Below are 12271 nucleotides of genomic sequence, written 5' to 3' on the forward strand. Positions count from 1 at the left end.
GCGGACCGCACTCGCGTATCTCCGCCGGGGACATCAGGGACAGGAACGCCATGCGCAAAGGGCAGTACAAGTTCGTCACGGGATTCCTCCTCATACCCGTGACCCTCTATCTGGTCTTCGTCATCTGGCCGTACATCCAGACGTTCGGCTACTCGCTGACCGACTGGAAGGGCCAGTCACAGGACTTCTCCTTCGTCGGCCTCGACAATTACGTCGCGCTCTTCGAGGACGACGTCTTCCTGGGAGCGGTCTGGCACAACATCCTGTTCCTGGTGTTCATCCCGGTGATCACCATTCTGCTCGCCCTCTTCTTCGCCTTCATGGTGAACGCGGGCGGGCGGAGCCGGGCCGGCGGCGTCGCGGGCGTCGCCGGGTCCAAGTTCTACAAGGTCGTCTACTTCTTTCCGCAGGTGCTCTCGCTCGCGATCCTCGCGGTGCTCTTCGGCGCCGTGTACCGCAGCGACGCCGGCGGCATGCTCAACGGCCTGCTCCTGAAGCTCGGCCTGATCGAGGCCGACCAGCCGGTCGAATGGCTCAACGAGCCCGACTTCGTCCTGTGGGCCCTGCTCGCGGTCGTCGTCTGGCACGGCGTCGGCTTCTACCTGGTGCTCTTCTCGGCGGCCATGCAGTCCATCCCGAGGGACATCTACGAGGCCGCCCTGATCGACGGCGCCGGCCGCGCCCAGTCCTTCTTCCGGATCACGCTGCCGCTGCTGTGGGACTCCGTCCAGACGGCCTGGGTCTACCTCGGCATCGTGGCGATGGACATGTTCGTCCTCGTCTCCACCATGACCTCCGGCGACTACGGCGGTGGGCCCGACCACCACAGCGAGGTCATGTCGACGGTCATGATGCGCAACTTCCTCTACTTCGGAAAGAGCGGCTACGCCTGCGCCATGGGCGTCGTGATGCTGCTGCTCACCCTGATCGTGTCCGTGGTCACGCTGCGCGCCACCCGCCGCGAGCGCCTCGAGTTCTGAGCGGGAGAACCGACGATGACTGCACCCATCCAGAAGTCCGGCGCCCAGCCGTCCGACGCCGGCGAGGCCGCCGTGCCGCGCCAGCGCGCCGTCCGAGCGGGCGGCACCCCGGCCCGCGGCCCGGCCCGCGAGGGCGTCGTGCTGAACGTCTTCTCGCACGGCTTCCTCGCCGTCTGGGCCCTGCTGATCGTGCTGCCCCTGATCTGGCTCGTGCTGAGCTCCTTCAAGACGGACGCCCAGATCGCCGGCTCGGCCTTCGGCTGGCCCGAGAACTGGTCCTTCGACGTCTTCACCCGGGCCTGGAACAAGGGCATCGGCGACTACTTCCTCAACACCGTGATCGTCCTGGTGTTCTCGGTGCCGCTGACCATGCTCTTCGGCTCGATGGCCGCCTACGTGCTGGCCCGCTACGCGTTCTGGGGCAACCGGCTCCTCTACTACTTCTTCGTGGCCGGCGCGATGTTCCCGGTCTTCCTGGCCCTGGTCCCGCTCTTCTTCATGGTGAAGATGCTCGGGATGCTCAACACCTACCAGGGCCTGATCCTGGTGTACGTCGCCTACTCGATGCCGTTCACCGTCTTCTTCATGCACTCCTTCTTCCGGACGCTGCCGACGGCGGTCTTCGAGGCGGCGATCCTGGACGGGGCCTCGCACACCCGGGCCTTCTTCCAGGTGATGCTGCCGATGGCCAAGCCCGGCCTGCTCAGCGTCGGGATCTTCAACACGCTGGGGCAGTGGAACCAGTTCATCCTGCCGACCGTGCTCATGCAGCCGCAGAGCGGTGACGACCCGGAGCGCTACGTGCTCACCCAGGGCCTGATCCAGCTGGAGCAGCAGCAGGGCTACGCGACCGACCTGCCGGTGCTCTTTGCCGGCGTGACCATCGCCATGATCCCGATGCTGGTGGTCTACCTCTCCTTCCAGCGACAGGTCCAGGCGGGTCTCACTTCGGCCACGCTCAAGTAACAAGAGCGCTGCTTCGCTCCGGCCCCCGGGAACGCGGTTCCCGGGGGCCGGACCTTTTCGTTCCGGATTCGACTACCGTCGAGGACTTGACGACGACAAGCCCCACAGCGGAGCTTGGAGTTCATAACTTGTACACGTCGTAGGGTGGAGAGAGTCAATGGAGACTCCGGGGTCGCAGTCCTCGCTGCACCGGGCCAATCTCGAGCGGGTCGTCCGGGCGGTACGGATGGCCGGATCGCTCACCCAGGCGGAGATCGCCCGGACGACCGGCCTGTCCGCGGCCACGGTCTCCAACATCGTGCGCGAGCTGAAGGACGGCGGCACGGTCGAGGTCACCCCGACCTCGGCGGGCGGCCGCCGGGCCCGCAGCGTCTCGCTCAGCGGCGACGCTGGCATCGTCATCGGCGTCGACTTCGGCCACACCCACCTGCGGGTCGCGGTGGGCAACCTGGCGCACCAGGTGCTCGCCGAGGAGGCCGAGCCGATGGACGTGGACGCCTCGTCCGCGGAGGGCTTCGACCGGGCCGAGCAGCTGGTCAGCCGGCTGATCGCGGCCACGGGCATCGGCCGGGACAAGGTGGTCGGGGTCGGCCTCGGCGTGCCGGGCCCGATCGACGTGTCCTCCGGCCTTCTCGGCTCGACCTCGATCCTGCCGGGCTGGAGCGGGATCAACCCGGCCGAGGAGCTCTCGGCCCGCCTGGGCGTCCCGGTGCACGTCGACAACGACGCCAACCTCGGCGCGCTCGGCGAGCTGGTCTGGGGGAGCGGGCGGGGCGTCAAGGACCTCGCGTACATCAAGGTGGCCAGCGGCGTCGGCGCCGGCCTGGTGATCGACGGGCGGGTCTACCGGGGCCCCGGCGGCACCGCCGGCGAGATCGGGCACATCACCCTCGACGAGTCGGGTCCGGTGTGCCGCTGCGGCAACCGCGGCTGCCTGGAGACCTTCGCGGCCGCGCGCTACGTCCTTCCGCTGCTCCAGTCCAGCCACGGGCCGGATCTGACCATGGAGCGGGTGGTCCAGCTGGCCCGCGAGGGCGATCCGGGCTGCCGCCGGGTGATCGCCGACGTGGGCCGGCACATCGGCAGCGGTGTCGCCAACCTCTGCAACCTCCTGAACCCGAGCCGGGTGGTCCTGGGCGGCGACCTGGCGGAGGCCGGGGAGCTGGTCCTGGCGCCCATCAGGGACTCCGTGGCGCGCTACGCGATCCCCAGCGCGGCCCGGCAGCTCTCGGTGGCCCCGGGGGCGCTGGGCGGGCGCGCCGAGGTGCTGGGCGCCCTCGCCCTCGTACTGAGCGAAATGGGCGATTCGACCCTGCTGGAGAGCGCGCTGCCGGGCGCCGCGGCGACCCGCGCGCCTGCCTTCACTTAGATAACGAATGGCACCGTTGCCATCTCGTTAAAGATTTACTTCTTGACGTTGAAGCCGCGGCCGAGTTGACTTCCAGCCACCTCGGCCGCAACGTCGCGGCCTCGTCAGGGAGGCAACCCCACATGAACGCAATGACGCGACGCGTCGTCATAGGCACGGCCGCGGTCTCCATGGCCCTGTCCCTCGCCGCCTGCGGCAAGGCCGGCGACAACGGCTCGGGCGACGCGAACGGCGGCGACGGCAAGACCATCGGTCTGCTGCTCCCGGAGAACAAGACCACGCGTTACGAGACCTTCGACCGCCCGATCATCGAGGCGAAGATCAAGGCCCTCTGCTCCGACTGCGAGGTCAAGTACAACAACGCCGCGCAGGACACCGAGACCCAGAAGAAGCAGTTCGACGCGCTGGTCACGCAGGGCGTGAAGGTCATCATCCTGGACTCGGTCGACTACAAGGCCACCAAGTCCTGGGTGCAGCAGGCCGAGAAGAAGGGCGTCAAGGTCGTCGCGTACGACCGCCTGGCCGAGGGCCCGATCTCCGCCTACGTCTCCTACGACAACGAGAAGATCGGCCGCCTCCAGGGCGAGGCCCTGGTGAAGGCGCTCGGCGACAAGGCGAAGGACGCCAACGTTGTCATGATCAACGGCTCGCCGACCGACCCGAACGCCCCGCTGTTCAAGAAGGGCGCCCACAGCGTCCTCGACGGCGGCGTCAAGAAGGTCGTCTACGAGCAGGACATCCCGGACTGGTCCCCGGACGAGGCCAACAAGAAGATGGGTGCCGCCATCGACTCCCTGGGCAAGGACGGCTTCCAGGGCGTGTACTCGGCCAACGACGGCATGGCCGGCGGCATCATCACCGCCCTCGCCAAGCAGGGCGTCAAGGTCCCGGTCGGCGGCCAGGACGCCGAACTCGCCGGTCTGCAGCGCATCCTGAAGGGCGACCAGGCCTTCACGATCTACAAGCAGATCAAGCCCGAGGCCGAGACCACCGCCGAGATCGCGGTCAAGCTCCTCAAGGGCGAGAAGATCGACGACCTCACCCCGGTCAAGGTCACCAGCCTCACCGGCGAGTTCAAGGACATCCCGGCCAAGCTCTACGACGCGCAGATCGTGACCAAGGAGAACATCGCCTCCACGATCATCGCCGACAACGTCTACAAGGCGGCCGACATCTGCACCGCCGAGTACAAGGCGGCCTGCGACGCGGCGGGCATCAAGTAACCCCTCCCGCCCCACGGAACCGGTCCGGCGCACCCGCCCCACTCCACGCCCCGCAAGCGGGGGCGGGGCGCCGGACTCCCCTCGTACCACCCCCCACCGCCCCCGTCGGAGGGGTGCCCCCGCACCACATCCCCGCCGGTCAGGCGGCGAAGGAGATGATTCACGTGTCCGCTACGCCCGTGCTGGCGTTGCGCGGGGTCTCCAAGCGGTTCGGCGCCGTCCAGGTGCTCACCGATGTCGATCTGGAGATCCACGCCGGAGAGGTCGTCGCCCTGGTGGGCGACAACGGCGCCGGCAAGTCCACCCTCGTCAAGACGATCTCGGGCGTCCACCCGATCGACGAGGGCACCATCGAGTGGGACGGCCGCCCGGTCCAGATCACCAAGCCCCACGACTCCCAGAACCTCGGGGTCGCGACCGTCTACCAGGACCTGGCGCTCTGCGACAACCTCGACGTGGTCGCCAACCTCTTCCTCGGCAGCGAGCTCAGCTCCGGCTCCGTCCTCGACGAGATCGCCATGGAGAAGCGCGCCCGGGAGCTGCTCGACACCCTGTCCATCCGGATCCCCTCGGTGCGCATACCCGTGGCCGCCCTCTCCGGCGGCCAGCGCCAGGTCGTGGCCATCGCCCGCGCCCTGATCGGCGACCCGAAGATCGTGATCCTGGACGAGCCCACCGCCGCCCTCGGCGTCGAGCAGACCGCCCAGGTCCTCGACCTGGTGGAGCGGCTGCGCGAGCGCGGCCACGGCGTCATCCTCATCAGCCACAACATGGCCGACGTCCGCGCCGTCGCGGACAAGGTCGCCGTGCTCCGGCTCGGCCGCAACAACGGTGTCTTCGACGTCAAGGACACCACCCACGAGACGATCATCGCCGCCATCACCGGAGCCACGGACAACGCCGTGACCCGCCGGCAGGCCCGTACGGCCGCGAAGGAGGACGCCAAGTGAGCGACCTCGCCAAGACCCCCGAAGCCCCCGAGACCCCGGAGACCCCCGAGGCGGCACCGGCCCCCGAGGCCTCCGCGGCGCCGGTCCCGGCCGTCGACCCCCGCCTCCTCGTCCGCGAGGAGGGCATCAAGGGCTACTGGACCGAGTTCACCCGCAAGATCCGCGGCGGCGAGCTCGGCTCCCTGCCCGTGATCCTCGGCCTGATCGTCATCGCGATCGTCTTCCAGCTCCAGAACAGCAACTTCCTGTCCGCGAGCTCGGTCGCCAACGTCGCCGTCTACGCCTCCGGCCTCGGCATCATGGCCGTCGGCATCGTCTTCGTGCTCGTCCTCGGCGAGATCGACCTCTCCATGGGCTCGGTCGCCGGCGTCGGCGCGGCCGTCTGGGCCGGCCTCCAGGTCAGCAACGGCACGAACGAGTGGCTGGCCATCGCGCTCGCCGTGCTCTCCGGCACCGCCATCGGCGCGCTGCACGGCTTCTTCTTCGCCAAGATCGGCGTCCCCGCCTTCGTGGTCACCCTGGCCGGCTTCCTCGGCTGGATGGGTCTCCAGGAGTGGCTGATGGGCGGCGAGGGCTCCATCAACACGCCGTCCGGCAGCGTGGTGGAGAACCTCACCAACTACTTCTTCGCCGACAAGATCGCCGCCTACGGCCTCGCGCTGGTCGCCGTCGCCGCCTACCTGGTCTCCCTGCTGCGCGACAGCAGCCGCCGCAAGGCCGCCCTGCTGCCGGCCCGCCCGGTCAGCGAGATCGCGCTGCGCACCGGCGTCGTCGCCGTCCTGGTCTTCGTGGTCGCGTACGTGATGAACGAGCCCGCCGGCGCCCGCGGCCTTCCGCTGGCCCTGGTGCTCTTCCTGGCCGTCCTGGTGCTCGCCGACTTCGTCGCCCGCCGCACCCTCTTCGGCCGCAAGGTCTTCGCGGTCGGCGGCAACGCCGAGGCGGCCCGCCGGGCCGGCATCAACGTGGACGGGGTCCGGATCGCGGTCTTCGCCATCTCCGGCACGCTCGCGGCCTTCGGCGGCCTGTTCATCGCCAGCCTCTCCGGCGGCGCGACCAAGAGCCTCGGCGGCGGCAACACGCTGATGCTGGTCATCGCCGCGGCCGTGATCGGCGGCACCAGCCTCTTCGGCGGCCGCGGCAAGGTCTGGTCGGCACTCCTGGGCATGATCGTGATCCAGTCGATCCAGCAGGGCCTGAACATGATCGGCATGTCCAACGCCATCCAGAACATGATCACCGGCGCGGTGCTGCTCGCCGCCGTCGTGATCGACTCGGTCTCCCGCCGCACGCAGAAGACCGCCGGCCGCGCGTGACGGCCGCCGCCGTCCCGTAACCGACATCACGTACAGTCCGCCCGGCGCCGCAGAACCGGCGCCGGGCGCTGCTGCGTCCGGAGCAGTGCGGCGACCGCACGGATCAGCGGTGTGTCGGCCATCCGGGTGGCGGTCAAGCCCCCGGCCCGATGCCCACGATCCAAGACGGAACATTAGACTCGACAAATCGGCAAGCTCGACCAGTTCAAAACAAGGAGGCACGGGTGGCGCTGCTGACCCGTATCAGGGGACCGCGAGACCTGGACCGGCTCTCCTCGGAACAGCTGGAGCAGCTGGCCGAGGAGATCAGGACTTTCCTCGTGGACGCCGTCTCCAAGACCGGCGGGCACCTCGGCCCCAACCTGGGCGTGGTCGAGCTGACCATCGCCCTGCACCGCGTCTTCGACTCGCCCAAGGACCGGGTCCTGTGGGACACCGGCCACCAGAGCTACGTGCACAAGCTGCTCACCGGCCGCCAGGACTTCTCCCGCCTGAAGATGAAGGGCGGCCTGTCCGGCTACCCCTCGCAGGCCGAGTCCGAGCACGACGTCATCGAGAACTCGCACGCCTCGACCGTCCTCGGCTGGGCCGACGGCCTTGCCAAGGCCAACCAGGTCCTGAACCGGGACGACCACGTCGTCGCCGTCATCGGCGACGGCGCGCTGACCGGCGGCATGGCCTGGGAGGCGCTCAACAACATCGCCGACGCCAAGGACCGCCAGGTCGTCATCGTCGTCAACGACAACGAGCGTTCCTACGCCCCCACGATCGGCGGTCTCGCCAACCACCTGGCGACCCTGCGCACCACCGACGGCTACGAGCGCTTCCTCGCCCGCGGCAAGGACATCCTGGAGCGCACCCCGGTCGTCGGGAAGCCGCTCTACGAGACCCTGCACGGCGCCAAGAAGGGCCTGAAGGACTTCATCGCCCCGCAGGGCATGTTCGAGGACCTCGGCCTGAAGTACGTCGGCCCGATCGACGGCCACGACATCGAGGCCCTGGAGTCGGCGCTCACCCGCGCCAAGCGCTTCGGCGGCCCGGTCATCGTGCACTGCCTCACCGAGAAGGGCCGCGGCTACCAGCCGGCCCTCCAGGACGAGGCCGACCGCTTCCACGCGGTCGGCAAGATCCACCCCGACACCGGTCTGCCGATCGCCTCCTCGGGCGCCGACTGGACCAGCGTCTTCGGCGAGGAGATGGTCGCGCTCGGCAAGGAGCGCGAGGACATCGTCGCCATCACCGCCGCCATGCTCCAGCCGGTCGGCCTCGACAAGTTCGCCAAGGCCTTCCCCGAGCGGGTCTTCGACGTCGGCATCGCCGAGCAGCACGGCGCGGTCTCCGCGGCCGGCCTGGCCACCGGCGGACTGCACCCGGTCTTCGCCGTCTACGCCACCTTCCTCAACCGCGCCTTCGACCAGGTCCTCATGGACGTGGCCCTGCACAAGTGCGGCGTCACCTTCGTGCTCGACCGGGCCGGCATCACCGGCACCGACGGCGCCTCGCACAACGGCATGTGGGACATGTCGATCCTCCAGGTCGTGCCCGGCCTCCGGCTCGCCGCCCCGCGCGACGCCGACCAGGTCCGCGCCCAGCTGCGCGAGGCCGTCGAGGTCACCGACGCCCCCACCGTGGTGCGCTTCTCCAAGGGCGCCGTCGGCCCGGCCGTCCCGGCGCTGCGCCGGGTGGGCGGCATGGACGTGCTGCGCGAGCCCGGCAGCGACACGCCGGACGTGCTGCTCGTCTCGGTCGGCGCGCTGGCGCCGATGTGCCTGGAGATCGCCGACCTGCTCGACAAGCAGGGCATCTCCACCACGGTGGTCGACCCGCGCTGGGTCAAGCCGGTCGACGAGGCCCTGGCACCGCTGGCCGAGCGCCACCGGGTGGTCGTCACCGTCGAGGACAACAGCCGCGTCGGCGGCGTCGGCTCCGCGGTCGCCCAGGCGCTGCGCGACGCCGGCGTGGACGTGCCGCTGCGTGACTTCGGCATCCCGCCGCGCTTCCTCGACCACGCCTCGCGCGCCGAGGTGCTGGCCGAGATCGGCCTGACCGCCCCGGACATCGCGCGCCAGGTCACCGGTCTGGTCTCGCGGCTCGACGGACGCTTCGAGAGCAGCAGCCAGGCCGTGGAGCCCGCCCGGGACTGACGCCCCGGCGCCCCGCCCGTACGTCACAGGACGTCACCCCCGGGGCTCACAGCACGTCACCGTTGGGCCGGTCGGCTCACTCTTCGGAGTGCCGACCGGCCCTTCCGCGTGCATCCTGGCCTGAGGGCGGGCAGCTGCCCCCTGCCAAGGCCCTTGCCAGGGAGGTGCGACGTGAGTACGGACCAGCAGCCACGAGCGAACGCCGGGTTGTTCCGGACGAAAACGGTGGAGCAGTCGATCCGCGACACCGAGGAGCCCGAGCACGCGCTCAAGAAGTCGCTGTCCGCCTGGGACCTCACGGTCTTCGGCGTCGGCGTCATCATCGGCACCGGCATCTTCGTCCTCACCGGCAAGGTGGCGAAGGAGAACGCGGGCCCGGCGACCGCCCTCGCCTTCGTGGCCGCGGGCATCGTCTGCGCGCTGGCCGCCCTGTGCTACGCGGAGTTCGCCTCGACCGTGCCGGTGGCCGGTTCGGCGTACACCTTCGCGTACGCCTCCATCGGCGAGCTGCCGGCCTGGATCATCGGCTGGGACCTGGTCCTGGAGTTCGCGCTCGGCACGGCGGTGGTCGCCGTCGGCTGGTCGGGCTACGTGCGCTCGCTGATGGACAACATCGGCTGGCACCTGCCGGCCTCGCTCGAAGGGCCGGACGTGCCGGGCGGCACCTTCGACATCCTGGCCTTCATCCTGGTCCTCGTGCTCACCGTGGTCCTGGTCCTCGGCATGAAGCTGTCGGCCCGGATCACCGCCCTCGTCGTCGCCATCAAGGTGACCGTGGTGATGATCGTGATCGTCGCGGGCCTGTTCTTCATCGTCGGCGACAACTACAAGCCGTTCATCCCGCCCGCGGTGACCCCCGAGACCGGCGGCGGCTGGGAGACCGCCCCGCTGGTCCAGCTGATGTTCGGCTACGAGCCCACCAACTTCGGCGTGATGGGCATCTTCACCGCCGCCTCCGTGGTCTTCTTCGCCTTCATCGGCTTCGACGTGGTGGCCACCGCCGCCGAGGAGACCAAGCTGCCGCAGCGCGACATGCCCCGGGGCATCCTCGGCTCGCTGTTCATCTGCACCGTGCTGTACGTGGCGGTGGCGCTGGTCGTCACCGGCATGCAGCACTACACCAAGCTCTCCGTCAGCGCCCCGCTCGCCGACGCCTTCAAGGCCGTCGGGCACCCGTTCTACGCGGGCGTGATCAGCTTCGGCGCCGCCGTCGGCCTCACCACGGTCTGTCTGATCCTGCTGCTCGGCCAGACCCGGGTGTTCTTCGCGATGAGCCGGGACGGGCTGCTGCCCCGGTTCTTCTCCGTCACCCACCCGAAGTTCCGCACCCCGTACCGCCCGACCATCCTGCTCGGCGTGCTCATCGCCGTCGTCGCCGGCTTCACCAGCATCAACGAACTGGCGACGCTGGTGAACATCGGCACCCTGTTCGCCTTCGTGGTGGTCGCCTTCGGCGTCATGGTGCTCCGCCGCACCCGCCCCGACCTGCACCGCGCCTTCCGCACCCCGTGGGTGCCGGTGCTGCCGATCCTCTCCATCGCCGCCTCGCTGTGGCTGATGCTGAACCTGCCGGGCGAGACCTGGCTCCGCTTCGCCATCTGGATGATCATCGGCTTCGTCGTGTACTTCCTGTACGGCCGGCAGCACAGCCGCCTCGGCAAGGCGGGCCGGGACGCCACCTACTGAAGCCCCGTCGGCGGGAGCCCTCGGGCCCGGGCCGTCACGGCAGGGCGCGCGGCCCCACGCACTCCGCGCCCGCCTCCGCCACCCGCCGCCGCAGTTCCCGGTCGGCCGTGACCACCAGGCACGGCCGGCCGCCGGCGTTCCGGGCCAGCTCCGCGATCAGGTCGTCGCCGCTGCCCGGCGCCTCCTCGATCCGCACCCCCGGCACCGGCGCCACGCCCCGCGCCCGCCCCTCCAGGACGAGCACGATCTCGTACGGGCCGGGGTACGGGCCCCCGGCCGGCCCGCCGCGCTCGGCGAGCCGGTCCCGCAGCCGCTCGGCGGCCCCGCGCCGGTCCTTCCACCAGCCGTCGGGCACAGACCCGACCACGTTGGCGCCGTCGACGATCAGCAGCGGGAGGAGGGTCATGCGCCCAGCATGTCAGTTCCCGGAGCCGCCGGTGGCGGGGGACTTCCGGGCCTCGGCGGGGATCTCGGTGTCCTCGCGGATCGCCGTCCACAGCTTGGAGGCGTTGGGCTCGTACGCGACGACCCGGTTGGGGTCCTTCTTGTCGTACGCGACCGGCAGCATGATCGTGTCCATGTCCACCGGGTCGACGCCGTTGAGGCTCTGCGCGTAGTCGCCGAGCGCCTTCAGGGAGGCCAGCTCGGAGTCGGTGGTGAGCGCCTTCGTCATCGAGTCGGCGATCTTGTACGTCTTGGCGGGGCTGCCGAGCAGGTCCTGCTTCTTCACCTCGGTGAGCAGCGCGGCCAGGAACTTCTGCTGGTTGCCGATCCGCCCGAGGTCGCTGCCGTCGCCGACGCCGTGCCGGGTGCGGACGAAGGCCAGCGACTGGGTGCCGTCCAGGCGCTGCGGACCGGCGGCCAGGTCGAGGCCGGAGTGCTTGTCCCTGATGGGCTCGTCGAGCCGGATCGTCACGCCGCCGATCGCGTCCACCAGGTCCTTGAACCCGGCGAAGTCGATCTCCACGTAGTGGTCGAGCCGCACCCCGGACATCTTCTCGACGGTCTTCATCACACAGGCCGGGCCGTACTGCGCGTACACGGAGTTGAACATCACCCGCTGGGCGCCCGGCGCGGTGCCGCCGTCCTTGCGCCCGCACTCCGGCCGCGTCACCAGGGTGTCGCGCGGGATGCTCACCGCGACGGCGCTGCTGCGCCCCTCGGGCACGTGCACGACCAGCGCGGTGTCGGACCGCGCCCCGCTGACGGCCGCCCCGTCCAGCGCGGCATTGGCCCCGGCCCGCGAGTCGGACCCGAGCACCAGCAGGTTCTGACCGCTCGTCGGCACCTTGGCCGGCCGGTCGTCGCCCAGGTCCTTGTCGATGTCGACGGCCGAGGTGATGTTCCCGTCGAGGCTGGAGTACATCCAGTAGACCGTCCCGCCGCCGGCCAGCACGAGCAGCAACAGCACGAGCAGCACGATCCGCCCGGTACGGCGCTTGCGGGTGCGGCGGGCGCGGGCGCGGCCGCGGGGAAGGTCCTCCGCCTCGCCGTGGGCGGCGGGCGGGCGTATGTCCTGGGTCATGCGGCTGAGTCCTCGAATTCGGCGGCCCGTCGGCCGGGTCACGGAAACCCGGCCCCCCCCGGGCTGCAGGATCCGTGGGCTCCTGTCGAGTCGTGAAGTATAGGCAGATGGTCCG

At 70.0% G+C, this 12271-nt stretch carries 10 protein-coding genes; 8 read left to right on the forward strand and 2 right to left on the reverse strand.

Features of this window, described 5'->3' with window-relative positions:
• Positions 1-50 precede the first annotated feature (50 nt).
• From ACIGW2_RS19910 to ACIGW2_RS19945, 8 genes are all read left to right on the forward strand, one after another.
• Positions 51-980 carry a sugar ABC transporter permease gene (locus ACIGW2_RS19910; protein ID WP_356068332.1) on the forward strand — a complete coding sequence of 310 codons (930 nt, stop codon included), beginning with the start codon at positions 51-53 and terminating at the stop codon, positions 978-980.
• A gap of 15 nt (positions 981-995) precedes the next feature.
• Positions 996-1946, forward strand: a complete 951-nt coding sequence (locus tag ACIGW2_RS19915) for a carbohydrate ABC transporter permease (RefSeq protein ID WP_391653483.1) — start codon at positions 996-998, stop codon at positions 1944-1946.
• Between the two features lie 157 nt (positions 1947-2103).
• On the forward strand, positions 2104-3315 hold the full coding sequence (locus tag ACIGW2_RS19920) for an ROK family transcriptional regulator (protein ID WP_356068336.1): 1212 nt from the start codon (positions 2104-2106) through the stop codon (positions 3313-3315).
• A 122-nt stretch (positions 3316-3437) separates the two neighbouring features.
• The gene (locus tag ACIGW2_RS19925) at positions 3438-4538 is read left to right on the forward strand and encodes a sugar ABC transporter substrate-binding protein (protein ID WP_391653482.1); all 1101 of its coding nucleotides are present in this window, start codon (positions 3438-3440) and stop codon (positions 4536-4538) included.
• A gap of 155 nt (positions 4539-4693) precedes the next feature.
• Positions 4694-5488: an ATP-binding cassette domain-containing protein gene (locus ACIGW2_RS19930; protein ID WP_356068338.1), complete on the forward strand. Its 795-nt coding sequence runs from the start codon at positions 4694-4696 to the stop codon at positions 5486-5488.
• Positions 5485-6801, forward strand: coding sequence for a sugar ABC transporter permease (locus ACIGW2_RS19935; RefSeq protein WP_361580867.1), 1317 nt, complete (start codon positions 5485-5487; stop codon positions 6799-6801). The genes ACIGW2_RS19930 and ACIGW2_RS19935 overlap by 4 nt, the downstream gene beginning before the upstream one ends.
• 224 nt (positions 6802-7025) lie before the next feature.
• Positions 7026-8945, forward strand: a complete 1920-nt coding sequence (gene dxs, locus ACIGW2_RS19940) for a 1-deoxy-D-xylulose-5-phosphate synthase (RefSeq protein ID WP_356068342.1) — start codon at positions 7026-7028, stop codon at positions 8943-8945.
• 171 nt (positions 8946-9116) lie between these two features.
• Entirely contained in the window at positions 9117-10631 is a 1515-nt protein-coding gene (locus tag ACIGW2_RS19945; RefSeq protein ID WP_391653479.1) for an amino acid permease, read from the forward strand.
• A gap of 34 nt (positions 10632-10665) precedes the next feature.
• On the opposite strand, the gene ACIGW2_RS19950 is transcribed toward ACIGW2_RS19945, so the two are convergent.
• Together ACIGW2_RS19950 and ACIGW2_RS19955 are read right to left on the reverse strand one after the other, a co-directional pair.
• Positions 10666-11037 carry an NTP pyrophosphohydrolase gene (locus ACIGW2_RS19950; RefSeq protein ID WP_391653478.1) on the reverse strand — a complete coding sequence of 124 codons (372 nt, stop codon included), beginning with the start codon at positions 11035-11037 and terminating at the stop codon, positions 10666-10668.
• 12 nt (positions 11038-11049) lie between these two features.
• Positions 11050-12156 carry an LCP family protein gene (locus tag ACIGW2_RS19955; protein WP_399844751.1) on the reverse strand — a complete coding sequence of 369 codons (1107 nt, stop codon included), beginning with the start codon at positions 12154-12156 and terminating at the stop codon, positions 11050-11052.
• Positions 12157-12271 lie beyond the last annotated feature (115 nt).

The sequence above is a fragment of the Streptomyces sp. NPDC053541 genome, from assembly GCF_044544705.1.
GTDB lineage: Bacteria > Actinomycetota > Actinomycetes > Streptomycetales > Streptomycetaceae > Streptomyces.